The sequence below is a fragment of the Staphylococcus sp. FSL W8-0774 genome, from assembly GCF_038006785.1.
GTDB classification, from domain to species: Bacteria; Bacillota; Bacilli; order Staphylococcales; family Staphylococcaceae; genus Staphylococcus; species Staphylococcus pasteuri.
In genome coordinates, this window is sequence record NZ_JBBOVW010000001.1 from 1,234,125 (window position 1) to 1,260,946 (window position 26,822).

33 protein-coding genes and 1 riboswitch are annotated in these 26,822 nt (G+C 30.2%); of the genes, 30 read left to right on the top strand and 3 right to left on the bottom strand.

Annotated features, from left to right (window positions below):
• Nucleotides 1–89: 89 nt before the first annotated feature.
• The 16 genes from rpmG to gcvPB all read left to right on the top strand — a co-directional run bounded on the left by rpmG (nucleotide 90) and on the right by gcvPB (nucleotide 12,896).
• The gene (gene rpmG, locus NSQ15_RS06060; RefSeq protein ID WP_017636259.1) at nucleotides 90–239 is read left to right on the top strand and encodes a 50S ribosomal protein L33; all 150 of its coding nucleotides are present in this window, start codon (nucleotides 90–92) and stop codon (nucleotides 237–239) included.
• Between the two features lie 238 nt (nucleotides 240–477).
• A complete protein-coding gene (locus NSQ15_RS06065; protein WP_217193926.1) occupies nucleotides 478–1,032 on the top strand; it encodes a 5-formyltetrahydrofolate cyclo-ligase in 555 nt (184 codons plus the stop codon).
• Nucleotides 1,029–2,483, top strand: a complete 1,455-nt coding sequence (locus tag NSQ15_RS06070; protein ID WP_124760097.1) for a rhomboid family protein — start codon at nucleotides 1,029–1,031, stop codon at nucleotides 2,481–2,483. The genes NSQ15_RS06065 and NSQ15_RS06070 overlap by 4 nt, the downstream gene beginning before the upstream one ends.
• Complete coding sequence (locus NSQ15_RS06075; protein WP_017636256.1) at nucleotides 2,473–2,676, top strand: YqgQ family protein; 204 nt, start codon at nucleotides 2,473–2,475, stop codon at nucleotides 2,674–2,676. The genes NSQ15_RS06070 and NSQ15_RS06075 overlap by 11 nt, the downstream gene beginning before the upstream one ends.
• Entirely contained in the window at nucleotides 2,673–3,659 is a 987-nt protein-coding gene (locus NSQ15_RS06080) for an ROK family glucokinase (RefSeq protein ID WP_017636255.1), read from the top strand. Before NSQ15_RS06075 ends, NSQ15_RS06080 begins: the two co-directional genes overlap by 4 nt.
• On the top strand, nucleotides 3,659–3,982 hold the full coding sequence (locus NSQ15_RS06085) for an MTH1187 family thiamine-binding protein (protein WP_017636254.1): 324 nt from the start codon (nucleotides 3,659–3,661) through the stop codon (nucleotides 3,980–3,982). Before NSQ15_RS06080 ends, NSQ15_RS06085 begins: the two co-directional genes overlap by 1 nt.
• Before the next feature lie 3 nt (nucleotides 3,983–3,985).
• Nucleotides 3,986–4,609: an MBL fold metallo-hydrolase gene (locus NSQ15_RS06090; protein ID WP_017636253.1), complete on the top strand. Its 624-nt coding sequence runs from the start codon at nucleotides 3,986–3,988 to the stop codon at nucleotides 4,607–4,609.
• A 46-nt stretch (nucleotides 4,610–4,655) separates the two neighbouring features.
• Nucleotides 4,656–5,630, top strand: a complete 975-nt coding sequence (comGA, locus tag NSQ15_RS06095) for a competence type IV pilus ATPase ComGA (RefSeq protein ID WP_070453859.1) — start codon at nucleotides 4,656–4,658, stop codon at nucleotides 5,628–5,630.
• Nucleotides 5,602–6,669, top strand: coding sequence for a competence type IV pilus assembly protein ComGB (gene comGB, locus NSQ15_RS06100; protein WP_124760094.1), 1,068 nt, complete (start codon nucleotides 5,602–5,604; stop codon nucleotides 6,667–6,669). The genes comGA and comGB overlap by 29 nt, the downstream gene beginning before the upstream one ends.
• A gap of 23 nt (nucleotides 6,670–6,692) precedes the next feature.
• A complete protein-coding gene (gene comGC / locus NSQ15_RS06105; RefSeq protein ID WP_029055749.1) occupies nucleotides 6,693–7,004 on the top strand; it encodes a competence type IV pilus major pilin ComGC in 312 nt (103 codons plus the stop codon).
• The gene (comGD, locus tag NSQ15_RS06110) at nucleotides 6,982–7,431 is read left to right on the top strand and encodes a competence type IV pilus minor pilin ComGD (RefSeq protein WP_340747022.1); all 450 of its coding nucleotides are present in this window, start codon (nucleotides 6,982–6,984) and stop codon (nucleotides 7,429–7,431) included. The genes comGC and comGD overlap by 23 nt, the downstream gene beginning before the upstream one ends.
• Nucleotides 7,432–7,462: 31 nt before the next feature.
• Complete coding sequence (locus NSQ15_RS06115) at nucleotides 7,463–7,711, top strand: hypothetical protein (RefSeq protein ID WP_185640402.1); 249 nt, start codon at nucleotides 7,463–7,465, stop codon at nucleotides 7,709–7,711.
• 573 nt (nucleotides 7,712–8,284) lie between these two features.
• Nucleotides 8,285–8,803: a shikimate kinase gene (locus NSQ15_RS06120; protein ID WP_070453853.1), complete on the top strand. Its 519-nt coding sequence runs from the start codon at nucleotides 8,285–8,287 to the stop codon at nucleotides 8,801–8,803.
• A riboswitch (glycine riboswitch) is annotated at nucleotides 8,800–8,896 on the top strand. Its footprint overlaps the gene before it by 4 nt.
• Before the next feature lie 78 nt (nucleotides 8,897–8,974).
• Nucleotides 8,975–10,066: a glycine cleavage system aminomethyltransferase GcvT gene (gcvT, locus tag NSQ15_RS06125; RefSeq protein WP_124760093.1), complete on the top strand. Its 1,092-nt coding sequence runs from the start codon at nucleotides 8,975–8,977 to the stop codon at nucleotides 10,064–10,066.
• An 18-nt stretch (nucleotides 10,067–10,084) separates the two neighbouring features.
• Entirely contained in the window at nucleotides 10,085–11,434 is a 1,350-nt protein-coding gene (gene gcvPA, locus NSQ15_RS06130; protein ID WP_154834972.1) for an aminomethyl-transferring glycine dehydrogenase subunit GcvPA, read from the top strand.
• Nucleotides 11,424–12,896: an aminomethyl-transferring glycine dehydrogenase subunit GcvPB gene (gcvPB, locus tag NSQ15_RS06135; RefSeq protein WP_340747023.1), complete on the top strand. Its 1,473-nt coding sequence runs from the start codon at nucleotides 11,424–11,426 to the stop codon at nucleotides 12,894–12,896. The genes gcvPA and gcvPB overlap by 11 nt, the downstream gene beginning before the upstream one ends.
• Before the next feature lie 147 nt (nucleotides 12,897–13,043).
• On the opposite strand, the gene NSQ15_RS06140 is transcribed toward gcvPB, so the two are convergent.
• A complete protein-coding gene (locus NSQ15_RS06140) occupies nucleotides 13,044–13,430 on the bottom strand; it encodes a rhodanese-like domain-containing protein (RefSeq protein WP_017636957.1) in 387 nt (128 codons plus the stop codon).
• A 160-nt stretch (nucleotides 13,431–13,590) separates the two neighbouring features.
• On the opposite strand from NSQ15_RS06140, the gene NSQ15_RS06145 reads away from it, so the two are divergent.
• On the top strand, nucleotides 13,591–14,421 hold the full coding sequence (locus NSQ15_RS06145; protein ID WP_217193922.1) for a lipoate--protein ligase family protein: 831 nt from the start codon (nucleotides 13,591–13,593) through the stop codon (nucleotides 14,419–14,421).
• 69 nt (nucleotides 14,422–14,490) lie between these two features.
• On the opposite strand, the gene NSQ15_RS06150 is transcribed toward NSQ15_RS06145, so the two are convergent.
• Together NSQ15_RS06150 and NSQ15_RS06155 are read right to left on the bottom strand one after the other, a co-directional pair.
• The gene (locus tag NSQ15_RS06150) at nucleotides 14,491–14,703 is read right to left on the bottom strand and encodes an SA1362 family protein (protein ID WP_029055294.1); all 213 of its coding nucleotides are present in this window, start codon (nucleotides 14,701–14,703) and stop codon (nucleotides 14,491–14,493) included.
• Nucleotides 14,704–14,719: 16 nt separating this feature from the next.
• A complete protein-coding gene (locus NSQ15_RS06155; RefSeq protein ID WP_340747024.1) occupies nucleotides 14,720–15,298 on the bottom strand; it encodes a hypothetical protein in 579 nt (192 codons plus the stop codon).
• 107 nt (nucleotides 15,299–15,405) lie between these two features.
• Here NSQ15_RS06155 and NSQ15_RS06160 point away from each other — a divergent pair, with 107 nt between their 5' ends.
• The 13 genes from NSQ15_RS06160 (at nucleotide 15,406) to NSQ15_RS06220 (ending at nucleotide 26,688) form a co-directional block, all read left to right on the top strand.
• Nucleotides 15,406–16,467 (top strand): M24 family metallopeptidase, encoded by a 1,062-nt coding sequence (locus NSQ15_RS06160; protein ID WP_213406137.1) that lies wholly within the window; start codon nucleotides 15,406–15,408, stop codon nucleotides 16,465–16,467.
• 25 nt (nucleotides 16,468–16,492) lie between these two features.
• On the top strand, nucleotides 16,493–17,050 hold the full coding sequence (gene efp, locus NSQ15_RS06165) for an elongation factor P (RefSeq protein WP_017637912.1): 558 nt from the start codon (nucleotides 16,493–16,495) through the stop codon (nucleotides 17,048–17,050).
• Between the two features lie 155 nt (nucleotides 17,051–17,205).
• The gene (argC, locus tag NSQ15_RS06170; RefSeq protein ID WP_070453845.1) at nucleotides 17,206–18,228 is read left to right on the top strand and encodes an N-acetyl-gamma-glutamyl-phosphate reductase; all 1,023 of its coding nucleotides are present in this window, start codon (nucleotides 17,206–17,208) and stop codon (nucleotides 18,226–18,228) included.
• Nucleotides 18,229–18,242: 14 nt separating this feature from the next.
• Nucleotides 18,243–19,436 (top strand): bifunctional glutamate N-acetyltransferase/amino-acid acetyltransferase ArgJ, encoded by a 1,194-nt coding sequence (gene argJ, locus NSQ15_RS06175; protein WP_340747025.1) that lies wholly within the window; start codon nucleotides 18,243–18,245, stop codon nucleotides 19,434–19,436.
• Nucleotides 19,437–19,446: 10 nt separating this feature from the next.
• Nucleotides 19,447–20,187 carry an acetylglutamate kinase gene (argB, locus tag NSQ15_RS06180; RefSeq protein WP_070453842.1) on the top strand — a complete coding sequence of 247 codons (741 nt, stop codon included), beginning with the start codon at nucleotides 19,447–19,449 and terminating at the stop codon, nucleotides 20,185–20,187.
• On the top strand, nucleotides 20,187–21,326 hold the full coding sequence (locus NSQ15_RS06185; protein WP_340747026.1) for an acetylornithine transaminase: 1,140 nt from the start codon (nucleotides 20,187–20,189) through the stop codon (nucleotides 21,324–21,326). Before argB ends, NSQ15_RS06185 begins: the two co-directional genes overlap by 1 nt.
• Nucleotides 21,327–21,556: 230 nt before the next feature.
• The gene (gene accB, locus NSQ15_RS06190) at nucleotides 21,557–22,030 is read left to right on the top strand and encodes an acetyl-CoA carboxylase biotin carboxyl carrier protein (protein ID WP_017637917.1); all 474 of its coding nucleotides are present in this window, start codon (nucleotides 21,557–21,559) and stop codon (nucleotides 22,028–22,030) included.
• Nucleotides 22,030–23,388 carry an acetyl-CoA carboxylase biotin carboxylase subunit gene (gene accC / locus NSQ15_RS06195; protein WP_017637918.1) on the top strand — a complete coding sequence of 453 codons (1,359 nt, stop codon included), beginning with the start codon at nucleotides 22,030–22,032 and terminating at the stop codon, nucleotides 23,386–23,388. The genes accB and accC overlap by 1 nt, the downstream gene beginning before the upstream one ends.
• A 12-nt stretch (nucleotides 23,389–23,400) precedes the next feature.
• Nucleotides 23,401–23,763 carry an Asp23/Gls24 family envelope stress response protein gene (locus NSQ15_RS06200; RefSeq protein WP_017637919.1) on the top strand — a complete coding sequence of 121 codons (363 nt, stop codon included), beginning with the start codon at nucleotides 23,401–23,403 and terminating at the stop codon, nucleotides 23,761–23,763.
• 100 nt (nucleotides 23,764–23,863) lie between these two features.
• Nucleotides 23,864–24,250, top strand: a complete 387-nt coding sequence (gene nusB, locus NSQ15_RS06205) for a transcription antitermination factor NusB (RefSeq protein ID WP_017637920.1) — start codon at nucleotides 23,864–23,866, stop codon at nucleotides 24,248–24,250.
• Nucleotides 24,251–24,268: 18 nt separating this feature from the next.
• Nucleotides 24,269–25,606, top strand: coding sequence for an exodeoxyribonuclease VII large subunit (gene xseA, locus NSQ15_RS06210; protein WP_217232477.1), 1,338 nt, complete (start codon nucleotides 24,269–24,271; stop codon nucleotides 25,604–25,606).
• Nucleotides 25,599–25,829: an exodeoxyribonuclease VII small subunit gene (locus tag NSQ15_RS06215; protein ID WP_017637922.1), complete on the top strand. Its 231-nt coding sequence runs from the start codon at nucleotides 25,599–25,601 to the stop codon at nucleotides 25,827–25,829. Before xseA ends, NSQ15_RS06215 begins: the two co-directional genes overlap by 8 nt.
• Nucleotides 25,807–26,688, top strand: coding sequence for a polyprenyl synthetase family protein (locus NSQ15_RS06220; RefSeq protein WP_017637923.1), 882 nt, complete (start codon nucleotides 25,807–25,809; stop codon nucleotides 26,686–26,688). The genes NSQ15_RS06215 and NSQ15_RS06220 overlap by 23 nt, the downstream gene beginning before the upstream one ends.
• The last annotated feature ends 134 nt before the right edge of the window (nucleotides 26,689–26,822 follow it).

The window sequence follows — 26,822 nt, forward strand, 5'->3', positions numbered from 1 at the left end:
GATACAGATTCTTAAAATTTACTTTGCAATTAATAAAGTAATTGGTATAATGTAAAGGTCGTATTTAGAAAAGGTAAGGAGGAATAATCATGCGCGTTAACGTTACATTAGCTTGTACTGAATGTGGTGAAAGAAACTACATCACTACAAAAAACAAAAGAACTAACCCTGAACGTATTGAAATGAAAAAATACTGTGCACGTGATAATAAACAAACTTTACACCGTGAAACTAAATAATTAATTTATTTAACAAATATTCAATACCAAAAGACGAAATTCCTCAGACGGAATTTCGTCTTTTTAAATTTTGTAGTCAAATATTTTATGTTTACAAAACCTCATTTTATTCAAAGCTTTTAACAAAATTTGTACAATCGCTTATTTTAATATCATTAAAAAGTTAATATCTTAGTCAACATAATGACATAAAATTAGATAAACGTTATAATATGGGGTAGTAAAAGTAGGTGAAAATTTGAGCAAAAAAAATATAAGAGCTAATATTTTAACTAAAATGAAACAGCATAATAGCATGCAGAAAAATGAGGCAGACAATTGGTTAGCCACAGAACTTATTAATTCTCAAGCATATCAAAATGCATCTTCTATAGGATTTGTGTTGTCATTGTCACATGAAGTAAATACATATCAAATGATTCAACAAGCTTTAAACGATAATAAAGAATTATATGTACCTGAAGTTAATTATCAGACTAAAGTTATGACTTTTAAACAATTATTAAATATTAATGACATAGAAAAAGATGAAAAAGGTATTAATCATTCAGTTTCTGAATCAAATACTTCCAATCATTTAGATTTAATCGTCGTACCTGGTGTTGGCTTTAGAAAAGATGGCTATCGAATAGGATATGGAGGGGGTTACTATGATCGCTTTCTATCAAATTTCAAGACCAATACAATAAGTTTGCTATATGATTTTCAATTAACTGATTTTCAACCCGATACACACGATCAACCGGTCGATCAATTAATTATTTATAATAGCCACCAATGGAGGCATACATGAACATTAAAAAGCAATTTTGGAAAACCATTTATTACTGGATTAGGTATTTAAACTACGATGTAATTAATAGAGAAAAAGATGACCAAGAAATTTGGTTAAGTAACAAAAGAAAGAAAACAATTGTAATTTTTTCGAATCATATCACTACGACTCAGGAAATTCGGTTTGATAAAAGCAGAGTTATTGAAAATAAGGAAAATATAGAACAACTAGCTGGCTTTCAACCTCAAACAATTCTATTTTATTATTTTACTGATAAATCATTATCGACTGAATCATTAGATGAAACCTATCCGCAAAAAATAAAATTTAGAAGGATTAGTGATGAGAGGGAATTAGAACTTGCAATGCCAAATGTTATTTTATCTAAAATGATAAATCGAGAGGATTCTAAAAAGACATCTATCTTTTATAGAAACAAAGTTCTTTCATCTAATCTCTTAGATAAACATATGCAACGCTTTTCACCAGTTACATATTCCTTAATAATAATTAATATAGTCTTATGGCTATGCATGATACTTTATTTTAATCGTTTTTCTGATGTAAAATTACTTGATGTAGGTGGATTAGTACACTTCAACGTCGTACATGGTGAATGGTATCGTTTAGTTACCTCAATGTTTTTACATTTTAATTTTGAACATATACTCATGAATATGCTTTCACTTTTTATTTTTGGTAAAATAGTTGAATCGGTATTAGGTTCATGGCGTATGTTAGTCATCTATTTATTTGCAGGCATATTTGGAAATTTTGTTTCTTTATCATTTAATACAACAACGATTTCTGTTGGTGCCAGTGGTGCTATTTTTGGGCTTATTGGTTCAATTTTTGCAATTTTATATTTAAGTAAAAGCTTTGATAAAAAAGTAATTGGCCAATTATTAATAGCTTTAGTTATTTTAATCGGATTATCAATATTCATGTCTAATATTAATGTTATGGCACATTTAGGCGGATTTATTGGTGGTCTCTTAATTACCTTAATTGGTTATTATTTTACTGTTAACCGTAATATTTTCTGGATACTACTGATTATTTTATTAGTATTGTTTGTGGCAATGCAGATAAGAATTTTTAGTATTAAAGAAGATAATATTTATGATAAATTAATTCGGGATCAAATGTTATCCGGTAATTATGATGAAGCTAGAAAAATTGTAAATAAATCTATTAAAAAAGATTACGCTGATGATCAAACATATTACCTAAGCGGTTTAATTACAGCTGCTAAAAGTTCTAAAGCTGAAGCAATGGCGGAATGGGAACGTGGATTAAGGCTGTTTCCTAATTCCGGTGCATTGAATTATGAAATGGCAATTGCTAATCGTTCACTAAAAGATAAAAGTAAAGCTTTAAAATATATTAAAAAAGCTAGAAAAGCTAATCCTCAAAATGCTCAATATAAAAATTTAGAAAAAGAGTTGAGTGAGAAAAGTGACTCGTAAAATTAATAATTTCTATGATGTTTTGCAATTATTAAAAAAATATGGATATATCATCTATTTCAAAGATCCAGAAGATATGTATGAAATGATGTTACAAGAAATCAAATCTTTATACAGTTATGAATTATTAACTAAAGATGAATATCTTAAATGTATATTGATAATAAACCAAAGAAGGAATGAACATAAATGACAAAAATTATTTTAGCTGCTGATATTGGTGGGACTACTTGTAAATTAGGTATTTTTAATACTAATCTAGATAGAATTGAAAAATGGTCAATTCATACAGACACTACTGATCATACAGGAAAACTACTTTTAAAAAATATACATGAATCATTTGAAGCAAAAATTGCAGAATTAAATTACAACATGTCTGATGTAATCGGTGTTGGTATTGGAGTTCCTGGACCTGTAGATTTTGAAACAGGCATCGTTAACGGAGCTGTTAACTTACATTGGGACAACAATGTTAATGTCACTGAAATCTATCAAAATTTCATCGATTGTCCAGTGTATGTTGATAATGATGCCAATGTTGCTGCATTAGGCGAGAAACATAAAGGTGCTGGTAATGGTGCTGACGATGTTGTAACTATCACATTAGGTACAGGCCTTGGTGGAGGTATTATCTCAAATGGTGAGTTAGTACATGGTCATAATGGTTCAGGTGCTGAAATTGGCCATTTTAGAGCTGATTTCGACCAACGTTTCAAATGTAACTGTGGCAAATCAGGCTGTATTGAAACGGTTGCCTCTGCTACAGGTGTTGTCAATTTAGTTAACTTTTATTATCCAAAATTAACGTTTAAATCTTCAATTTTACAACTTATAAAAGATAATGAAGTTACAGCTAAAGCTGTGTTTGATGCAGCTAAAGAAGGTGACCAATTCTGTATCTTTATCACTGAAAAAGTAGCAAATTATATCGCTTATTTATGTAGTATTATTAGTGTTACTAGTAATCCTAAATACATTGTACTAGGTGGTGGAATGTCTACAGCTGGTTTAATTTTAGTTGAAAATATTAAAACTGAATATCGTAATTTAACGTTTAATCCAGCTCAACATGAAACAGAAATTGTACAAGCAGAATTAGGTAATGATGCAGGTATTACAGGTGCAGCAGGACTTATCAAAACATATATTTTAGATAAGGAAGGTGTAAAATAATGGCAATTGTTGACGTAGTAGTTATTCCAGTAGGTACTGAAGGGCCAAGCGTTAGTAAATACATCGCTGAAATTCAAACAAAGTTAAAAGAATTTAAAGATCAAGGTAAAATCGATTATCAATTAACACCTATGAATACACTTATTGAAGGTGATTTAAAGGATTTATTCGAAGTTGTACAAGCAATACATGAATTACCATTTGATAAAGGATTAGATAGAGTTTGTACAAATATAAGAATTGATGATCGCAGAGATAAATCTAGAAAGATGAATGATAAATTAAAATCTGTACAAAAACATTTAGATAATAGTGGGGAATAAATCATGAGAATTTCTAGTTTAACTTTAGGTTTAGTAGATACTAATACCTATTTTATTGAAAATGAAAACAAAGTATTACTCGTAGATCCATCTAGTGAATCTGATAAAATTATAAAAAAATTAAATCAAATTAATAAACCTTTAGAAGCTATTATACTGACACATGCCCATTACGATCATATTGGGGCATTAGACGATATTATAGAAAAATATAATGTACCAGTTTATATGCATAAAGAAGAATTCGACTTCTTAAATGATCCAGAAAAAAATGGTGCATCAAAATTCAAACAATATGGTATGCCTCAAGTTATAAGTCAGGCCAAACCAAAATCACTTGATGAGGGACCAGCTCAAATTGGTGATTTTACATTTGATGTATTGCATACACCTGGACATTCACCTGGAAGTTTATCTTTTGTTTTCAAAGAATTCGCAGTAGTCGGTGACACATTATTTAATAATGGCATTGGTAGAACAGATTTATACAAAGGCGATTATGAAACTTTAGTAGATTCTATTAAAGATAAATTATTTGAATTAGATGGAGATTTACCATTATTCCCAGGCCACGGTACTTATACAACTGTTGATGATGAACAATTAAATCCATTTTTAAATGGTTAAAGTAAAACTAACACCTCCTACGTTAATATATGTAGGAGGTGTTTTTATGAAGATTCTATTTCAAGAAATAATTAATAAAGGAATTGCATATAAAGCGAGTGATATACACTTTATTCCTATGGAGCATTATGTTCATATTAAATTTAGAGTAAATGATACATTAACACCTTATGAAACACTTGATATTAATATTTATCGTAAGTTATTGGTGTTTATGAAATTCCAAGCTGGATTAGATGTTTCTACACAACAAATCGCTCAAAGTGGCCGCTATACATATAAATTAAGGTCAGTTTATTACTTACGTATTTCAACCCTTCCTTTATCAATTGGATGTGAAAGTTGTGTTATAAGAATTGTGCCTCAATATTTTCAGAGTAAAAAGGAAACATACGAGTTTAAAGATTTTAAACATTTTATGAATAAGAAGCAAGGTTTATTGCTTTTTACTGGTCCTACAGGTTCAGGAAAGAGTACATTAATGTATCAAATGGTTATGTATGCACAAAAGGAGTTAAACCTAAATGTGATTTCTATTGAAGATCCAGTTGAACAAATTTTAAAAGGTATTACTCAAATTTCTGTTAATAACAAAGCAGGTATTACATACGCTAGTTCATTTAAAGCAATTTTAAGATGTGATCCAGACGTTATTTTAATTGGAGAAATTCGAGATGCCGAAATCGCTAAATATGTCTTTCAAGCTAGTCTAAGTGGTCATTTGGTATTAAGTACATTACACGCCAATGATTGTAGAGGGGCTTTACTTAGATTATTAGAAATGGGAGTAACAGTTCAAGAATTATCTCAAGCTATCAATTTAATTTCCAATCAACGATTAATTACAACATCACATAATCATAGACAATTAGTGTGTGAACTAATGTTTAAAAATCAAATTAATTACTTTTTTGAACATAACCAAACGATGCCAAAATCTTTTAAACGATTAGCATCAAAATTAGATGATATGACTAAAGAAGGTATTATATGTGAAACCATTGCTGATAAATATATTTAAATTTAGACAAGCCAAATGCCTAACTAAATCTGAACAATTAGATTTAGTGTATAGATTACATCAATTACTTAAACATGGATTTACTCTTTACGAATCATTTAAATTTTTAAATTTACATTTTAAATATAGAGGAGATAAATCACATGATGAAGTTTTAAATAAAATAGAACAAGGTGCAACTTGCTGGGAAGTATTTAAATACTTAGATTATTCAAGTGACATTGTTACTCAAACATATTTAGCTGAAAGATTTGGAAATTTAGAACTTTCTCTATTGGAATCTAATAGATATTTAAAAAAGCAACTACAAGTTACTCAAAATGTTTTAAAGACCATACAGTATCCCATCGTATTAATAATTACTTTTATATTAATATTAACGTTACTCAATTTTACAGTTATACCTCAATTTAAAGAATTATACCAATCTATGAATATAGAACTTTCTCCATTACAATCTATTCTTTCTTATTTTATTACGACATTCCCTTTATTCATCATAATTTTATCCAGCGTAATATGTATATTATCTATCATATTTAAATATCGTTTTAATAAGATGACTATAGAAAATCAAATTCAATTTTTGTGTCACATTCCAATTATTAAGCATTATTATAAAATTTTAAAAACGTATCAATTATCAAATGAGTTTGCTCATTTTTATAGAAATGGTGTTAATTTACAGATAATCGTTAGAATATATAAACAATCAGAGAATAACCAATTTCATCAATTTTTAGGAGACAAATTACTCAAGCAGTCAAATCAAGGAGAAAATCTACCTAATATATTAAAAAAACTGAATTGCTATGAAAATGACTTGATTAAATTTATAGAACAAGGAGAAAAAAGTGGGAAACTTGATATCGAATTAACGCTATATAGCCAAATACTTATACAACAATTCGAAGCTATGGCTAAAAGACACATTAAATTCATTCAACCAGTTATCTTTTTAGTATTAGGATTATTTATCGTTGCACTTTATTTAACTATTATGCTACCTATATTTGACATGTTGCAGTCAATTAAATAGTTAGGAGGACTTATAAATTGAAGATATTCAAAACACTGTTTAACAAAAAGGCATTTACATTAATTGAAATGTTACTAGTTTTATTAATAATTAGCTTATTGCTTATTCTAATTATTCCCAATATAGCTAAACAAACCGCTCATATACAAACTACTGGTTGTGATGCTCAAGTGAAAATGGTTAATAGTCAAATTGAAGCATATACTTTAAAACATAATAGAAATCCTAATACCATCCAAGACTTAATTTCTGAAGGATTTATTAAAGAAAACCAAAAAAATTGCAAATCAGGAGAAACTATTAGTATTAATAATGGCGAAGCGGTTGCAAATTAAATATTTAGCATCATTTACTTATCTAGAGATGTTAATGGTTATGTTTATTCTAGCTATACTAACTGCATGTACACTTATTGGTAAAACACTATTATCAGTATCAGCTTCTAATGATGAACTAAACATTAATCATCTGATAACTCAAATGAATTATTTAAAGTCTAAAGCTATCAATGATAAACAATCAATTTCATTAAAATTTACTAATCAAAAAAATTCTATAAAAGTAAAAGAAGAACATGGTTCAAAATATCAGTTGAAAATTAAAGGCGGAAAAATAGTAAATATAGCTAAGATACAATTATTAACATTTAATAAAGATGGACATATTAATAATTTTGGTTCAATAAACTTAAAAATGAAACATGGGAATTATAAATTAATATTTCACATAGAAAAGGGGCGTATAAGGTATATTAAAATATAAAATTAAGGGGAGTGTTCTATTAGATAGTTTATTGGCCTTTTTAATCATGAGTACGATTACGCTTGTGTTCATGAGTTCAATTAATCATCTTATTAAAACTTATCAAAATCAATTAGATTTATTAGAAATGCAAAAAGTCATTATAGTAGCCTTAAATAAATTCGATATAAAACAAATAAAGCAAGGAGTATTTATTGATCAATTTCAAGTTACAATGTCTAAACAAAAAATTTGTGTTTCAAATTGGGCGAAAAAGAAAAACTATTGTGTTAAGAAATAGGTTACAAGGGTTTACTTTTATTGAAATGATTTTTGCTCTACTTATTACCATAGTAATCCTTACTTCACTCCCCTTAACTATAAAACTAGTGAGTCATTATAAAGCGTTAGCTAACGAAAACAGTTCAATAGAATTTGAATTCTTTCATAGAGATTTAATAAGAGACATAAATCAACATAATCTTAAATTATTTATGAAAAACAATCATACATTAATTTTAAGGAATAATGAAAGAAGTATAGAATATACATTTAAAAACAATAAAGTATATAAACAAATTAACGGCAAGGGGAATGTTAATTTATTAAATCAAGTTATTGTAGAAAAAATAATAAAGTCGAATGATAACGTAATCAAAATTATACTAAAGGTAGGAAATCCGAATTATAAACAAATTAAAACCCTCTATTTATAAGCAAAAAGCATTTATAAGTCCTTTTTTAATGATTATATTTTTCATTTATTTAACCATTATATCTTTTTATGTAAGCCAATATAGTTTAAAATTAAAGACAACACATAACTTAGAAAAAACATATCAAGAAGTTATAGTTAATAAGCTTAAAGAGGTAGATGTTGTTGCAATTAAATAAAACACCAATTATATTAATAGGCTTCATGGGTACTGGTAAAACTACAGTAGGAAGTTACATGAGAAATCAATTAAATCTTAGTTATGTGGATTTAGATCAATATATTGAACTAAAAGAACATATGACAATACCTCAAATCTTTGATGAAAAAGGTGAAACACACTTTAGAGATTTAGAGTATAAATATTTAGAAGACACTTTAAATAAGTTTGATATTATTTCTACAGGTGGTGGAATAATTGAAAATCAAGCTTCTCTTGATTTATTAAAATTACAAAAAAATGTAATATGGTTAGATTGTGACATTGAAACTGTATTTGAAAGAATCGTTAATGATCCTCATAGACCAAATGCTAATAATAAGTCACTAAATCAACTAAAAAACTTGTATTCATCAAGGATTTCAAGATATAATGAAATCGCATTCATGAAAGTGAATAGTAATCAAAATGTATCAAATATTTATCAAGAAATTACAACTTCATTAACTAGCGATTGATCAGTATTAGAGAGAATAAAAGATAGCTTTTATCGCCGAAGGTGCAAGTAGCAATACTACGAAACTCTCAGGCAAAAGGATAATACTGTTACGCGTTCCTGGAGAATAACTTTAAACAGGGTAGCAATTGATTTGCTACTCTGTTTTTAAATAAATATAGGGGGTTTTGACATGACAAGCGAGTTAAAAAAGACGCCATTATATCAAAATTATGTAGACAGTGGTGCTAAGATAGTAGAATTTGGTGGATGGGCAATGCCTGTTCAATTTTCAAGTATTAAAGAAGAGCACAATGCTGTTCGTTATGAAATTGGTTTATTCGATGTAAGTCATATGGGAGAAGTTCAAATTCAAGGTACAGATGCAAAAGCATTCGTACAATATATTTTATCGAATGATACTAACAATCTAACTGATTCAAAAGCAATATACACTGCTTTATGTAATGAAGAAGGCGGCATTATTGACGACTTGGTTACATATAAATTAGCAGATAATGACTATTTATTAGTTGTTAATGCCGGAAATACCGATAAAGACTTCCAATGGATTGAAAAACAATCTAAAAAATTTGATGTTGAAGTTAAAAACGTTTCTAAAGATTATGGTCAATTAGCATTACAAGGACCAAAAGCTAGAGACCTAATGCAAAAATTAGTAGATATAGATATTTCTGAAATGGGTATGTTTGAATTTAAAAAAGATGTTCAACTTTTAAATAAAAACGTTATTCTTTCACAATCAGGTTATACAGGTGAAGACGGTTTTGAAATTTATTGTGATGCTAAAGATACTGTAGATATCTGGAATGGTTTATTAGAATACGACGTAGTTCCTTGTGGTTTAGGTGCTAGAGATACTTTAAGATTAGAAGCTGGTTTACCACTACATGGTCAAGATTTAACTGAATCAATTACTCCATATGAAGGTGGAATTGCATTTGCTGCTAAACCTTTAATTGAAGAAGATTTTATCGGTAAATCTGTATTAAAAGACCAAAAAGAAAATGGTTCAACAAGACGTACTGTTGGATTAGAAATTTTAGATAAAGGTATTGCTAGAACTGGATACGAAGTTTTAGATTTAGATGGTAATCAAATTGGAGAAGTAACTTCAGGAACAAAATCACCTTCTTCTGATAAATCAATCGCATTAGCTATTATCAATAGAGATGAGTTTGAAATGGGTAAAGAAGTACTAGTTCAAATTAGAAAAAGACAAGTAAAAGCAAAAATTGTTAAGAAGAACCAAATTGAAAAATAGAACAAAGGGGTGGACGAATTGAGTCATCGTTATATACCGTTAACTGATAAAGATAAGCAAGAAATGTTAGACACTATAGGTGCAAAATCAATTGATGAATTATTTGGAGATGTTCCTTCAGATATTTTATTAAATAGAGATTTAGGCATTGGAGAGAGTGAATCTGAAACAACTTTATTAAAACGTTTAAATAAAGTTGCTAGTAAAAACGTTACAAAAGAAACTCACGCATCTTATCTTGGTGCTGGCGTGTACGACCACTATGCACCTTCTGTTGTAGATGCAATGATTTCTAGATCAGAATTTTATACTGCTTACACACCATATCAACCAGAAATTTCACAAGGCGAACTACAAGCTATTTTCGAATTTCAAACATTAATTTGTGAATTAACTAATATGGATGTAGCAAACTCTTCTATGTATGATGGTATGACTAGTTTTGCTGAAGCATGTATTTTAGCTTATAGTCACACTAAAAAGAATAAAATTGTTGTATCAAAAGGATTACATTATCAAGCATTACAAGTATTAAATACGTATGCTAAAACACGTCAAGAATTTGAAGTCGTAGAAGTAGATTTAGATGGTACTATAACTGATTTAGAAAAACTAGAACAAGCAGTTGACGATGAAACTGCAGCATTAGCTGTACAATATCCAAATTTCTTTGGTTCAATAGAAGACTTAGAGAAAATTCAAAGCTTTATAGAAGATAAAAAAGCATTATTTATTGTTTATGCAAATCCTTTAGCATTAGGTTTATTAACACCTCCTGGATCATTCGGTGCTGATATAGTAGTTGGAGATACACAACCATTTGGTATTCCATCTCAATTCGGTGGACCACATTGTGGTTACTTCGCTACTACTAAAAAGCTAATGCGTAAAGTACCAGGTAGATTAGTTGGTCAAACCCAAGATGATGAAGGAAACAGAGGTTTTGTATTAACTTTACAAGCACGTGAACAACATATTCGTCGTGATAAAGCAACTTCAAATATTTGTTCTAACCAAGCGTTAAATGCTCTAGCTTCATCTATTGCAATGTCAGCTTTAGGTAAACAAGGTATATATGATATAGCTGTACAAAACTTTGAACATGCTAACTATGCTAAACAATCATTTAAAGACGCTGGATTTAATGTTTTAGAAGGTACTTCATTCAATGAATTCGTAGTAGAATTTAATAAACCAATTACCGAAGTTAATAAAGCTTTAGCTGAGGAAGACATTATTGGTGGCTTTGACTTGAGTGTAGTTTCAAGTGAATTCAATAACCATATGCTAATTGCAGTTACTGAATTAAGAACTAAAGAAGAAATCGATACATTTGTTAAGAAAGCTGGTGAAATTAATGGTAAGTAAATCAAGTCCACTTATTTTTGAAAGATCTAAAGAGGGTAGATATGCCTATTCTTTACCGCAAAGCGAAATTAACAACAATTCATTTGAATCGATTTTAGATGATAAATTTATTAGAAAAGATAAAGCTGAATTCCCTGAAGTAGCTGAATTAGATTTAGTACGTCACTATACAGAGTTATCTAACAAAAACTTCGGTGTCGACACTGGTTTTTATCCGTTAGGCTCATGTACAATGAAATACAATCCTAAAATTAATGAAAAGGTAGCAAGAATTCCTGGTTTCAGTGAAGCACACCCACTTCAAGATGAAAACCAAATCCAAGGATCTCTTGAAATTATTTATAGTTTACAAGAAGAACTTAAAGAAATTACAGGTATGGATGAAGTTACGCTTCAACCAGCTGCAGGGGCACATGGTGAGTGGACTGCATTAATGATTTTCAAAGCTTACCACCAAAATAATGGTGAAGGTCATCGTGATGAAGTTATCGTTCCTGACTCAGCTCACGGAACAAACCCTGCGTCAGCATCATTTGCTGGGTTCAAATCAGTTACCGTAAAATCAAACGAACGTGGAGAAGTCGATATTGAAGACTTAAAACGTGTTGTAAATGAAAATACAGCAGCGATCATGTTAACGAATCCTAATACATTAGGTATTTTTGAAAAAAATATTATGGAAATTAGAGAAATTGTCCATGAAGCTGGTGGTTTATTATACTATGATGGCGCTAACTTAAATGCTATTATGGATAAAGTTCGCCCAGGAGACATGGGATTTGATGCAGTTCATTTAAATCTTCATAAAACATTTACTGGTCCACATGGTGGCGGTGGCCCTGGTTCTGGACCTGTGGGAGTTGTAAAAGAATTAGCAAGTTATTTACCAAAACCAATGGTAATTAAAGAAAATGACTATTATAAATATGATAATGATATCAAAAACTCTATTGGACGAGTTAAACCATTCTACGGTAACTTTGGTATTTATCTAAGAGCTTATACTTATATTAGAACAATGGGTGCAAAAGGCCTTAAAGAAGTTTCAGAAGCTGCGGTATTAAATGCTAACTACTTAAAAGCACGCTTAAATGATCATTTTGAGATTCCATATCAACAATATTGTAAACACGAATTTGTGTTAAGTGGTATTAAACAAAAACAATATGGTGTTAGAACATTAGATATGGCTAAAAGATTATTAGACTTCGGTGTACATCCGCCAACAATTTACTTCCAATTAAATGTGGAAGAAGGTATGATGATTGAACCTACAGAAACTGAATCTAAAGAGACATTAGATCATTTTGCAGATACTTTAATCCAAATTGCTAATGAAGCTAAAGACGATCCAGATAAAGTTCTTGAAGCCCCTCATACTACAATAATAGACAGATTAGATGAAACAACAGCTGCAAGAAAACCAATTCTTAAATTTGAAAATCTACATGCTGAAAAATAATAATTTTTATAGAGCCCGTTAGTGTATCATTCCAGTACACTAACGGGCTCTTTTTACATAAAAAAGAGTAAAGATAATGCGACTTTATATAAGTCACATTATCTTTACTCCGAAATCATTTAATATTTTCATAAAAATATCAAATGACTATTTTTTGGACTTAATTTTACCAGTCCATTTTTTATAGCCGCCTTTAAGCATATAAATATCATTATAGCCATTTTTTCTTAACATACGAGCAGCACGATAGCTTGCTATACCGTTCGCATCACAAAGATATATAGGTTGATCTTTTCTTAAACCTTGGAATCTTTGTTTAAACATAGTAATTGGAATATTTCGAGCACCGTTAATGTGACCATAATCATAATCAACTTTTTCTCTCACATCAACTACTTGTGCTTTACGTAAACCTTTATGAAATTCATTTTGGTCTAATTCTTTAACAGCTCGTTTATTAAGAATTTGTTGAACGACCATATAACCAATTATTATTATTAAAATAATAATTGCAATATACAAAGAGATACTCATGTTGCATCCTCCCTAATTTACCGATATTATAATTATAAGACTGTTAGAACAAATTATCAAAATATTTTTATACATTTACAGATGTTTTAATAATTTATTCGTAATTATAGGGCTATAATCAAATTTGTTACTAAAGCAATTATTAATGGGGGATTTAATCATGACAGAAACATGGAATTTTATTAACACTGGTAGTAAAGATCCATATTACAATATGGCAATGGATGAAGCACTACTTAATTTCGTTTCTAGGGGGGAAATTGATCCGGTCATACGGTTTTATACATGGAATCCTGCGACACTATCAATGGGTTACTTCCAACGATTAAAAAAAGAAATAGATATTGAAAAGGTAAAAGAAAAAGGCTATGGACTAGTGAGACGACAAACAGGTGGAAGAGGAGTGTTACACGATAAAGAACTAACTTACAGTGTTATTGTTCCTGAATCACATCCTAAAATGCCTACAACCGTAACAGAAGCTTATAGAGTTATTTCTCAAGGATTATTAGAAGGCTTTAAAAATTTAGGTTTCGAAACTTATTTTGCTGTTCCTCGTTCCAAGGAAGAAAGAGAAAAATTAAAACAACCACGTAGTTCAGTTTGCTTCGATGCACCTAGTTGGTATGAACTCGTTGTTGAAGGTCGTAAAATTGCTGGAAGTGCACAAACACGACAAAAAGGCGTGATTCTGCAACATGGATCTATTTTACAAGACATTGATGTAGACGAACTTTTTGACTTATTTATTTTTAAACATGATCGATTAAAAAACAAAATGAAAGAAGCATTTGTAGATAAAGCGGTAGCGATTAACGACATCTCAGAAAAGCACATAACCCTAAATGAAATGGAAGATGCATTTAAAGAAGGTTTTAAAGAAGGTTTACAAATTGAATTTAAACCATTAACACTTACCGATGAACAAATGAACAAAGTTAAAGAACTAGAAGAAAAATTCCGTTCAGATGAATGGACATATAGAAAGTAATATAATCAATAATAAAGCAGTAGTCATCATCAAATTAATGATATCAATGACTACTGCTTATTTTTATTACTATTTATTTCTTTTACGATATTTTCTTGCAGCTCGTTTATACTTTCTTTGATCTTCTGTTAAAAAGAAAAAGTAGTATATTAGATAAATAATTAACACTAAAACTGCGAAACTAATTAACATTTTAACGATTGAAAACAAAAATACGTCTAAATTCATTATCAAACCAAATGCTGCAATCGCTATAACGATATAAAACATTATATTTTTCATTTAAATCCACCTAATTCTAATTAACTTCACTTTGTACACTAGCTAATTTTTTCTGTCCTTTATTAATTTTCTTTTTATTTTTTTCTTGATAACCTTGTTCGATGTCACTAAAGGCTGAAGTTATATTTTTATTTATCTTATTAATACTTTTTTTCGTTGATTTATCTTCACTTGTCATTGAGTCTTCATCTATATCAGATTTATATGTACTATAAGCATCGTTTAAATCAGATGTAATTGTTGATAATTTCTTTTGGATAGAGTTACTTCCTTTATTTTTTTTCACATCCGCATCTATGTCATTATACTTCTCTATAGATTTTGCAACTTTATTATAATAAGAAGAGCTTGCATTTAAATTCTTTTCTTTTTTCTTATTAGTAGCTGTTTGCTTACTATTTTCTTTATCTTTTTGTAATCCTGCAATTTTAGATTTTTGATCGCTAATATCTTGATTTAATTGCTGAATATCTAATTTTAATTGATGATTGTCATCTCTAAGTTTTGTAGTTTTATCTTCTAGTGGTGCAAGATTTTGACTACCACAACCAGCTAATAAGCAAGATGCGCCAATCACGATTATATATTTCTTCATGATTATCTCCCTAAACTAAAAACTATTATATTATTTATTGATTATGCTATCATTTTAATGTATTCAAATAAAATGTACAAACGTTATACTAATTATGGAGGTATTATATGAATAAATTAGAGCAAGTTCAACAATTATTAAAATCTAAAAAACTAGATGCAATTGTCATCCTTTCAGATTACAACAGAAGATATTTATCAGAATTTACTGGTACAAGTGGGGCATTGATTATTTCATCAAACCACAAATATTTAGTTACAGATTTTAGATATACAGAACAAGCTAAAAAACAAGCTACTGAGTTTGAAATTGTAAATAGAAAAAATGATATGATTTCCGAAATCAAATCTATTCTTGAAAAAGAAAAATTAGAAAATGTAGGTTTTGAAGGTCATGAGGTGAGTTATGATACGTACCTCGAATTAAATAAAGGTATGATTACATTAATCAGTATTTCTGATGCAATTGAAAAAATTAGAGAAGTAAAATCAGAAGAAGAAATTGATATAATTAAAAAAGCTGCACAAATCGTTGACGAAACATATGACTATATATTAACAGTTGTAAAAGCTGGTATGTCAGAACGTGAAGTCAAAGCTGCCTTAGAAAGTAAAATGTTACAATTAGGAGCAGATGGTCCTTCTTTTGATACGATTGTAGCATCAGGTTATCGAGGCGCTTTACCTCATGGTGTGGCAAGTGATAAAATTATTGAGCAAGGCGATATGATCACATTGGATTTTGGCGCATATTACAAAGGTTATTGTTCTGATATAACAAGAACATTTGCGATAGGTGAACCAGATCCAAAAATGAAAGAAATTTATGATATAGTATTAAAAGCACAAATAAAAGCTATCGATGAAATTAAACCGGGCTTAACTGTTAAAGAAGCAGATGAATTATCCCGTAATTACATTGAAGCAAAAGGATATGGTGAGCATTTTGGCCATTCATTAGGTCACGGTATTGGTTTAGACATACACGAAGGACCATTGCTTTCACAAAAAGCATCTGGACATCTTCAAGTTAATAATTGCGTTACGATTGAACCAGGTATTTATGTTGATGGATTAGGTGGCGTTAGAATTGAAGATGATATTTTAATTACAGAAAATGGTTGTGAAGTCTTTACTAAATGCACAAAAGACCTTATTATTTTAGAATAAGCGTGTATATTGAGGAGGAAACTGAATGATTTCAGTAAATGATTTTAAAACAGGTTTAACAATATCAGTAGATAATGGTATTTGGAAAGTAATTGATTTCCAACATGTAAAACCAGGAAAAGGATCTGCATTCGTTCGTTCTAAATTACGTAATTTAAGAACTGGTGCTATTCAAGAAAAAACATTTAGAGCAGGCGAAAAAGTTGAACAAGCTATGATTGAAAATCGTCGTATGCAATACCTATATGCAGATGGTGATAATCATGTATTCATGGATAATGAAACATTCGATCAAACAGAATTACCAGGCGATTATCTAAAAGATGAATTAAATTATTTAAAAGCTAATATGGAAGTTCAAATTCAATCTTATGATGGAGAAGTAATTGGACTTGAATTACCAAAAACTGTTGAATTAGAAGTTACTGAAACTGAACCAGGTATTAAAGGTGATACTGCAACTGGTGCTACAAAATCAGCTACAGTTGAAACTGGTTATACATTGAACGTACCTTTATTCGTTAACGAAGGTGACATTCTAGTAATTAATACTGGAGACGGAAGTTACATTTCAAGAGGATAGTCATCAAATTGATGTTCTTCAACACTCATAACTGTCAGAAATGATAGTTGTGAGTGTTTTTTTGCATTTTAATTAACTAAAATATTATATTGTAGGCTTGATAATTTTATAAGTATACAATATAATTGTATAAAAATACGAAAAGAGGTTTAAGTATGCGTATTAGTATTGTGGGGATTACTGGTTATTCTGGATTAGAATTAGTGCGACTTATCCATTCGCATAACCACTTAGAAGTTGTTTCTATACATGCGACTCAATCTACTGGCACTAAACTATCTGAAATCTATCCACATTTAAAAGGTATCTGTGACTTAGTAATTAAACCATTTGATGCTCGTTACATAATGAAACATGCAGATTTAGTAGTATTTGCCACACCTAGCGGAATAGCAAGTCAATTATCTTCATACTTTATTAATTATCAATTTCCAGTCGTTGATATATCCGGAGATCATAGACTGCCTCCTGATGATTACCAATTATGGTACAAGAAAGAAGTAGTTTCATTAGATATACAAGAACAATTTACATATAGTCTTCCTGAATTTTCTAATATAAAAAACCAAAAATTCATTTCAAACCCAGGTTGTTACGCAACAGCAGTAGAACTTGCACTTATACCACTAGTAAAAGATAAATTAATTCAGTTAGATTCAATCATCGTTGACGCAAAGAGTGGATTATCTGGAGCAGGTAAAAACCCAACCACTACTAGTCATTTTGTAAATATAAACAATAATTATATTACATATAAATTGAATGAACATCAGCATATACCAGAAATTCTACAAATGCTAAAAAAGTACGATAAAAATTTACAGAATATTCAATTTTCTACATCATTAATACCTGTTAATAGAGGAATTATTTCTACTATTTATTGCAAGTTAAATAGTGACATTCATCCAAGTAAAATTAAACTTAGTTATGACTCAGCATATAAAGATAAGTATTTTATACGTATAGTGAATAACATGCCTCAATTGACAGATGTGATTGGTTCAAATTTTGTAAATATTGGTTTTAAATATAATAAATCTATGAATATTTTAACAATTATGGTAGTGTTAGATAATTTAATCAAAGGCGCTTCTGGACAAGCCCTTCAAAATATTAATCTTATGTATGGGTTTGATGAAACAGAAGGTCTTCGCACTTTACCATCAATAGTGTAGTAAGGAGTAACAACATGATAGAAATCACAGGAAACATAGCAAGTCCTATTGGTTATACCGCAGATGGTATTCATTCAGGCATAAAAAAGAAAAACTTAGATTTAGGATGGATTGTGTCTGAAATACCCGCAAGTGTTGCATATGTACAAACAACTAATAAAGTTAAAGCCGCTCCCTTAATTTTAAATAATGAAACTATTCAGGCAAATGGTAAAGTACAAGCTATTATTGTTAATTCTGGTATTGCAAATGCATGTACTGGCTCTCAAGGTATGGAAGATGCTGTCTCAATGCAACAACTCACTGCTAATGCACTGAACATTAATCAAAATCTAGTAACTGTCGCATCTACAGGTGTCATTGGTAAACACTTGCCAATGGATATCATCGACAATGGGATTAGACGGTTAAATAAATATGGTAACGCTCATCATTTTGCAAAAGCTATATTAACTACTGATTTAACTACTAAAACATGTGTGGTCACTGAAACCATTCATCAACAGAAAATCACTATGGCAGGTGTCGCAAAAGGATCAGGTATGATACATCCAAATATGGCTACGATGTTAGCGTTTATCACTTGTGATGCCAATATATCAACTGAAACATTACAGCTGGCATTACAAACTAATGTCAATAAAACGTTCAATCAAATCACAATAGATGGAGACACATCAACTAATGATTTAGTACTTGTATTATCAAATGGCTTAGCACGTAATCAGGAAATTTTACCGAACACGGAGGAATACATAACGTTTTGCAATATGTTAGAGCACGTCATGCGAAATCTTGCTATGAAAATCGCTAAAAATGGAGAAGGTGCAACCAAACTAATAGAAGTTAAAGTAATGGGAATGCCTACAGAAACATCTGCTAGAATGATTGCTAAAACAGTAGTGGGGTCTAGTTTGGTTAAATCAGCAATTTTTGGAGAAGACCCGAATTGGGGACGTATTCTTGCCTCTATAGGCTATACAAAGACAAACTTTGATGTAACAAATATAGACATTGCTATTGAAGATATACTTGTTATGACTCATTCAACTCCTGAAGCTTTTGATAAACAACAAATGCAACATCTATTAAAAAAAGATCATATTAAAATTTCTATCAATATGCATCAAGGAAATCAAAATGGAACTGCTTGGGGATGTGACCTAACTTATGACTATGTAAAAATAAACGCTTTATATACAACTTAGAGGTAATAATATGAATAAAATTATAGTAATAAAAATGGGCGGTATTGCAACAAAAAACATTACACCTGAAACAATTCAACAATTAAAAATTTGGATTAAACAACGATATAAAATTATTATCGTACATGGCGGAGGAAAAGTGATTGAAGAATTATTAATCAATGCTGGCCATACTACAATAAAAAAAGATGGTCTTAGAATAACATCACAATCAGATCTTCCTATAATAAAAGAAGCACTTTTCAATCATGTCGGGGCACAATTAACTGCATATTTAAAGAAGCAAAACATAGCAGTCAATCACTTAAAAGATAAGCAACTCTCTTTTATACAAGCAGAGTATTTGAATTATAAAATATATGGTTCTGTAGGTACATCTATACAAATTAATCCAAATTATATTAACGATCTTTTAAATAAAAATAATATCCCAGTATTAGCATCATTAGGAACTCATATAAATGGTGAATTAATCAACATTAATGCGGACCATTTAGCAACTGCCATAGCTATTTCACTAAAAGCACAAAAATTGATTCTAATGACAGATGTAAAAGGTGTCTTAGAAAACGGAAAACTTATCAATCGATTACATATAAATGAGGTACAAACTAAAATAAAAGAAAACATTATTACTGGTGGAATGATACCTAAGATTGAAAGTGCTGTTGATACAGTAAAATCAGGGGTCAAGAAAGTTATCATAGGTGACAACTTGTTAACAGGGACAGTCATAGAGGGGAACATCTAATGAGTTATTTATTTCAAAATTATAAACGATCAAATATTGAATTCGTAAAAGCACAGGGCAATGAACTAATCGATGAAAATGGTAATAAATATCTCGATTTTTCATCAGGAATTGGTGTTACAAACTTAGGATTTCATCCACTACTTATTGATGCATTACAACAGCAAATTAACCTTATTTGGCACACGCCTAATTTATACATAAATACATTACAAGAAGAAGTTGCAAAATCGTTAGTAGATGATCAAGACTATTGTGTTTACTTTTGTAATAGTGGTGCCGAAGCAAATGAAGCAGCCATTAAATTAGCACGAAAATTCACTAGTAAACAATCTATAATTTGCTTTGAACAATCACTTCACGGTAGGACTTATGGTGCAATGTCAGCGACAGGACAATCTAAAATTAAATATGGATTTGGTGATGGTGTTCCACATTTTTCGTTTGCCAAATTCAATGATATTGAAAGTGTTAAATCATTAATTTCTAGTGATACTGCAGCAATTATGCTCGAATTAATTCAAGGTGAATCAGGTATACATCTGGTGCAATCAACATTTATTAATCAATTAAATCAGTTATGCAAAGACAACAACATATTATTGATAATAGATGAAATTCAAACTGGAATAGGTCGCACTGGAACGCTATTTGCATATGAACAGTATGGTATTCAACCTGATATTATTACATCTGCTAAAGGGCTTGCAAATGGTATACCGTGTGGTGCTATGATAGGACATCGTCGTTTGAGCCATGCCTTTGATTATGGTAGTCATGGATCTACATTTGGCGGAAATAAATTAGCAATGACAGTGGCTAAAGAAACCCTCTCAATAGTAAAAGATAAAGAATTTTTAAATCAAATTAGTTTAAAAGGTAAAACTTTACTTGCTAAATTAAAAAAACAATTAAATGATAATCCAAATATTATAGACATCCGTGGTAAAGGGTTAATGATTGGTATTGAAACAACATTAAATATAGAACAATTAGTTAACGAAGCTCGTCGCCGAGGATTAATTGTTTTACCAGCAGGCCAAAATGTTATTCGATTACTACCTCCACTTACTATTACTTCACAACAAATTGATAAAGCAATAAGCATTTTAAATCAAATTTTCAATAAAAAATATTAAACTAACACAATAACGTGAAAGCAATCAACATACGATCTTTCACGTTTTTTATGTTTTACAAATGACTATATACGATTAATCTATTTATATTACTTATCAATTTAATCGTTGATATATCGCTCTCAATTTAAAATGAAATTAGAGGATATCTTCTCATGCTTGAATTGAGCGGTTTACTCAAGTAAAATAGACGGGTAGATGAAAACAAACTGAAGGAGTCAGTAATAATTATGAACTTTAAAGAAATAAAAGAATTAATTGAGATTCTTGATCAATCAAACTTAACTGAAATTAACATTGAAGATAACAAAGGTAGCGTAGTTAACTTAAAAAAACAAAAAGAAACTGAAATTATAACGCCACAAGTAGCACAAGCGCCAGCGCAATCAATAGCACAACCTCAACATGCTACTCAACCTGTGCAACAACCTAGTGAAGATAATCAAACTCAAGAAACAGCTTCAGACAATTACGAAACAATTAACGCACCAATGGTAGGAACGTTTTATAAATCACCTTCTCCAGAAGAGGGTGCATATGTACAAGTTGGAGATAAAGTTTCCAACGATACAACTGTTTGTATCTTAGAAGCAATGAAGTTATTCAATGAAATTCAAGCTGAAATTTCAGGAGAAATAGTAGAAATATTAGTAGAAGACGGACAAATGGTAGAGTATGGCCAACCGTTATTCAAGGTGAAATAATGAAGAAAATACTCATCGCTAATCGTGGTGAAATTGCTGTAAGAATTATAAGAGCATGCCATGAGTTAGGTATTCAAACAGTTGCAGTCTATTCAGAAGGAGACAAAGACGCTTTACATACTCAAATTGCTGATGAAGCATACTGCGTCGGTCCAACCCTGTCTAAAGACTCATATTTAAACATTCCCAATATCCTATCAATTGCAACATCAACTGGTTGTGATGGCGTACATCCTGGCTATGGATTTTTAGCTGAAAATGCTGACTTTGCAGAATTATGTGAAGCATGTCAGCTAAAATTTATCGGACCTAGCTATGAATCAATCCAAAAAATGGGTATCAAAGACGTTGCGAAAGCAGAAATGATAAAAGCTAATGTACCTGTTGTACCTGGTAGTGAAGGCTTAGTTCATAATATCGATGATGCAAAGAAAGTCGCTAAGAAAATTGGTTACCCAGTCATTATTAAAGCTACTGCAGGTGGCGGCGGTAAAGGTATCCGTGTTGCTCGTGATGAGAAAGAACTTGAAACTGGATATAGAATGACACAACAAGAAGCGGAAACTGCATTTGGTAATGGCGGTTTATACTTAGAAAAGTTCATCGAAAACTTCCGTCATATTGAAATCCAAATTATTGGTGATAGTTTCGGAAATGTTATCCATTTAGGTGAAAGAGACTGTACAATTCAACGTCGTATGCAAAAATTAGTTGAAGAAGCACCATCACCTATATTATCTGAAGAAACACGCCAAGAAATGGGTAATGCAGCTATTAGAGCAGCTAAAGCTGTAAACTATGAAAACGCAGGTACAATCGAATTTATATATGACTTAAATGATGATAAATTCTACTTTATGGAAATGAATACACGCATCCAAGTTGAACACCCAGTAACTGAAATGGTAACAGGTGTTGATTTAGTTAAATTACAATTAAAAGTTGCAATGGGTGAAGCATTACCATTCAAACAAAAAGACATCAAAATTAATGGTCATGCTATTGAATTTAGAATAAATGCTGAAAATCCATATAAAGATTTTATGCCTTCTCCAGGTAAAATTACTCAGTATTTAGCACCGGGTGGATTCGGAGTAAGAATCGAGTCTGCATGTTATACTAATTATACAATTCCACCTTATTATGATTCTATGGTAGCGAAATTAATCGTTCATGAATCAACGCGCGATGAAGCTATCATGACAGGTATTAGAGCTTTAAGTGAGTATTTAGTTTTAGGAATAGATACGACAATACCTTTCCACCTAAGATTATTGAATAATGATGTATTCAGAAGTGGTGAATTTAATACGAAATTCCTTGAAAAATATAATATTATGGCTGATGACAAACAATAGGAGGTTAAAACAATGGTCAATGTTGCAGATTATTCTCATACAAATTTAGGCAAAATCGAAATTGCTCCAGAAGTTTTATCTGTTATTGCAAGTATTGCCACATCAGAAGTAGATGGCATTACAGGACATTTTGCAGAACTTAAAAATACTAACTTAGAAAAAATTAGTCGTAAAAATTTAAATAGAGATTTAAAAATAGATGCAAGAGAAGACGGTATTTATATTGATGTTTATTGTGCACTTAAGCATGGTATCAATATCTCCAAAACCGCAAATCAAATTCAAACTGCTATTTTTAATCAAATATCAACAATGGCAGCCATTGAACCACAACAAATTAATGTTCATATTACTCAAATAGTAATAGAAAAATAAATATTAACTTAAGATAGGTACTTGTTCAGAGATTTTAAAATTAAAATAATATTTCTCAACAGTACCTTGTCTTTTATAAAAACGTTTGAAGGAGTAATTTATGAGTCGTAAAGAATCAAGAGTCCAAGCTTTCCAAACTTTATTTCAATTAGAGATAAAAGATACAGATTTAACAATTAATGAAGCTATAAACTTTATCAAAGATGATTATCCAGATTTAGATTTCGATTTTATTCATTGGCTTGTAACTGGAGTTAAGGATCATGAACCTGTTTTAGATGAAAAAATAAAACCATACCTTAAAGATTGGTCACTTGAAAGATTACTAAAAACAGATCGTATCATCTTACGTATGGCAACATTTGAAATTTTGCATAGTGAAACTCCAGCAAAAGTAGTCATTAACGAAGCCGTAGAACTAGCTAAGCAATTTAGTGATGACGACCATTATAAATTTATCAATGGTGTATTAAGTAATATAAACTAATAAAATTGAGTGATAATTATGACTGATTACTTAACAGTTTCAACATTAACCAAATATATTAAATACAAATTTGATCAAGATCCACATTTACAATCAGTTCTAATCAAAGGCGAGTTATCCAATTTCAAAAAACATTCTAGCGGCCACTTATATTTTAATGTGAAAGATAAAGAAAGTGTCATAAGTGCAATGATGTTTAAAGGTAGTGCGTCAAAACTTAACTTCGAACCTAAAGAAGGCGACGAAGTTTTATTAGAAGCACGAGTCTCTGTTTATGAGCGTAGAGGTAACTATCAAATTTATGTTAATAAGATGCAGTTGGATGGAATAGGCAATTTATATCAAAAATTAGAAGAACTCAAAAAGAAACTTTCAAAAGAAGGTTATTTTGATAATAGTAATAAAAAATCTATTCCTAAATTCCCTAAGAAAATTGCGGTATTAACAGCATGTACAGGAGCAGCTATTAGAGATATACATTCAACAATTAATAGTAGATATCCTTTAGTTGAACAAGTACAAATAAGTACACTGGTACAGGGACAACAAGCAAAAGAAGACATTATAGAGAAAATTAAATATGCTGATAGTCTTGATGTTGATACAATTATAGTTGGTCGTGGCGGTGGTTCCATAGAAGATTTATGGAATTTCAATGAAGAAGAGGTTGTTAAAGCAATCTTCGAATGTGAAACACCTATTATTTCTGCAGTTGGGCACGAAACAGATTTTACATTAAGTGATTTTGTGGCGGATGTACGCGCTGCAACGCCAACTCAAGCTGCTGTCATGGCAACGCCAGACCAGTATGAATTATTGCAACAAATCAAACAATATCAATTCACATTAACTAGACACATTAAACAATATGTCGAACAGCAAAAGAAACATCTTGAGCATTTGTCATCATATTATAAATTCAAACAACCATCTTTATTATATGATCAACAAATTCAAAAAAGAGACGATTTAGAAAAGCAATTAAAACAAAAATTAACGATTAAATTAGAACAACAACAACATCAACTCAATTTATTAAAGCAACGATTTAATCCTAAACACATACAAACATCTATTATTAGAAATCAGCAACAAAATGATCAATTCAAATCTCGTCTGTCACAAAAGATGAATTATGATTTAACTCAATATAAAAAAGAACTTAAATCTAAGCTAGAACAACTTAATCAGTTAAGTCCAACAAATACGATGTTACGTGGTTACGCTATTGTTAATAAAGATGACAATGTTATAACTAGTACTAAAGATATGTCTGAAAATGATGACATAGTATTAACTATGAAAGATGGTCAAGTCGACGCCATTGTTAAGAAAGTAAGGTGTAATGATGAGTAAAGAAAAACAAAGCTTTGAAGAAATGATGCAAGAATTAGAAAGTATCGTACAAAAATTAGATAATGAAACCGTCTCATTAGAGGAATCTTTAGATTTATATCAAAGAGGAATGAAACTATCTACAGCGTGTGACTCAACATTAAAAGATGCCGAGAAAAAGGTAAACAAATTAATGCAAGAGGAAAACGAGGAGCAAGATAATGAAGAATCTACAAATGAATGATTTAATTAATGAGATTAATATCGCTCTAAAAGAAACTATTCCACAGTCGAATTTAAATACTGATTTAGAGGAAAGTATGCTTTATTCACTTAATGCAGGCGGCAAAAGACTCCGTCCAGTTCTCCTGCTTCTTACATTAGATATGTTAGAAGTAGATTACCAAAAAGGAATGCAAACTGCTTTAGCATTAGAAATGATTCATACATATTCGCTTATTCATGATGATCTTCCAGCGATGGATAATGATGATTACCGTAGAGGTAAACTAACAAATCATAAAGTATATGGCGAATGGAAAGCAATTTTAGCAGGTGACGCACTTTTAACAAAAGCTTTTGATCTAGTATCGAATGACACAAATATAAACGATACAACTAAAATCAAAGTCATCCAACGTCTAGCATATGCTAGCGGACACTTAGGCATGGTCGGTGGACAAACTCTTGATATGCAAAGTGAAGACAAAGCAATAGATTTATCAACTTTAGAAGCAATTCACCGAACAAAAACAGGCGCACTATTAACTTTTGCAATTATGAGTGCAGTAGATATTGCTCATACTGACGAACAAACTTCAGAAATGTTAAACGAATTTAGTGATCATTTAGGATTAATGTTCCAAATTAAAGATGATTTATTAGATATCTATGGTGACGAACAAAAATTAGGTAAAAAAGTTGGTAGTGATTTAGAAAATGATAAAAGTACGTATGTATCACTATTAAATAAAGACGGTGCAGAAGAAAAGTTAAATTATCATAAAAATGAAGCACTTAAATCTTTAGAAAATATTAATGATAAATATGATACTTCTAACTTAAAACAAATCGTAGAATTATTTTACAATCGAGATCACTAAACCATTTAGTACTTATAATAATTTTTCAATAAGAGGTTAACAGAAATTACATTCAATTTTTGTTAACCTTATTTTATGTTTTAATTAGAATCTCACTGTCGTTATACAATAAATATTCACTATATTTCTAAAAT

Bases quoted from the DNA above. Each gene is read 5' to 3' on its own strand.
- rpmG (WP_017636259.1), top strand. From the start codon at position 90: ATGCGCGTTAACGTTACATTAGCTTGTACTGAATGTGGTGAAAGAAAC.
- NSQ15_RS06070 (WP_124760097.1), top strand. From the start codon at position 1,029: ATGAACATTAAAAAGCAATTTTGGAAAACCATTTATTACTGGATTAGG.
- NSQ15_RS06080 (WP_017636255.1), top strand. From the start codon at position 2,673: ATGACAAAAATTATTTTAGCTGCTGATATTGGTGGGACTACTTGTAAA.
- NSQ15_RS06085 (WP_017636254.1), top strand. From the start codon at position 3,659: ATGGCAATTGTTGACGTAGTAGTTATTCCAGTAGGTACTGAAGGGCCA.
- NSQ15_RS06090 (WP_017636253.1), top strand. From the start codon at position 3,986: ATGAGAATTTCTAGTTTAACTTTAGGTTTAGTAGATACTAATACCTAT.
- comGA (WP_070453859.1), top strand. From the start codon at position 4,656: ATGAAGATTCTATTTCAAGAAATAATTAATAAAGGAATTGCATATAAA.
- comGD (WP_340747022.1), top strand. From the start codon at position 6,982: ATGGCGAAGCGGTTGCAAATTAAATATTTAGCATCATTTACTTATCTA.
- NSQ15_RS06120 (WP_070453853.1), top strand. From the start codon at position 8,285: ATGTTGTTGCAATTAAATAAAACACCAATTATATTAATAGGCTTCATG.
- gcvT (WP_124760093.1), top strand. From the start codon at position 8,975: ATGACAAGCGAGTTAAAAAAGACGCCATTATATCAAAATTATGTAGAC.
- gcvPB (WP_340747023.1), top strand. From the start codon at position 11,424: ATGGTAAGTAAATCAAGTCCACTTATTTTTGAAAGATCTAAAGAGGGT.
- NSQ15_RS06140 (WP_017636957.1), bottom strand. From the start codon at position 13,430: ATGAGTATCTCTTTGTATATTGCAATTATTATTTTAATAATAATAATT.
- NSQ15_RS06145 (WP_217193922.1), top strand. From the start codon at position 13,591: ATGACAGAAACATGGAATTTTATTAACACTGGTAGTAAAGATCCATAT.
- NSQ15_RS06150 (WP_029055294.1), bottom strand. From the start codon at position 14,703: ATGAAAAATATAATGTTTTATATCGTTATAGCGATTGCAGCATTTGGT.
- NSQ15_RS06155 (WP_340747024.1), bottom strand. From the start codon at position 15,298: ATGAAGAAATATATAATCGTGATTGGCGCATCTTGCTTATTAGCTGGT.
- NSQ15_RS06160 (WP_213406137.1), top strand. From the start codon at position 15,406: ATGAATAAATTAGAGCAAGTTCAACAATTATTAAAATCTAAAAAACTA.
- efp (WP_017637912.1), top strand. From the start codon at position 16,493: ATGATTTCAGTAAATGATTTTAAAACAGGTTTAACAATATCAGTAGAT.
- argC (WP_070453845.1), top strand. From the start codon at position 17,206: ATGCGTATTAGTATTGTGGGGATTACTGGTTATTCTGGATTAGAATTA.
- argJ (WP_340747025.1), top strand. From the start codon at position 18,243: ATGATAGAAATCACAGGAAACATAGCAAGTCCTATTGGTTATACCGCA.
- argB (WP_070453842.1), top strand. From the start codon at position 19,447: ATGAATAAAATTATAGTAATAAAAATGGGCGGTATTGCAACAAAAAAC.
- NSQ15_RS06185 (WP_340747026.1), top strand. From the start codon at position 20,187: ATGAGTTATTTATTTCAAAATTATAAACGATCAAATATTGAATTCGTA.
- accB (WP_017637917.1), top strand. From the start codon at position 21,557: ATGAACTTTAAAGAAATAAAAGAATTAATTGAGATTCTTGATCAATCA.
- accC (WP_017637918.1), top strand. From the start codon at position 22,030: ATGAAGAAAATACTCATCGCTAATCGTGGTGAAATTGCTGTAAGAATT.
- NSQ15_RS06200 (WP_017637919.1), top strand. From the start codon at position 23,401: ATGGTCAATGTTGCAGATTATTCTCATACAAATTTAGGCAAAATCGAA.
- nusB (WP_017637920.1), top strand. From the start codon at position 23,864: ATGAGTCGTAAAGAATCAAGAGTCCAAGCTTTCCAAACTTTATTTCAA.
- xseA (WP_217232477.1), top strand. From the start codon at position 24,269: ATGACTGATTACTTAACAGTTTCAACATTAACCAAATATATTAAATAC.
- NSQ15_RS06215 (WP_017637922.1), top strand. From the start codon at position 25,599: ATGAGTAAAGAAAAACAAAGCTTTGAAGAAATGATGCAAGAATTAGAA.
- NSQ15_RS06220 (WP_017637923.1), top strand. From the start codon at position 25,807: ATGAAGAATCTACAAATGAATGATTTAATTAATGAGATTAATATCGCT.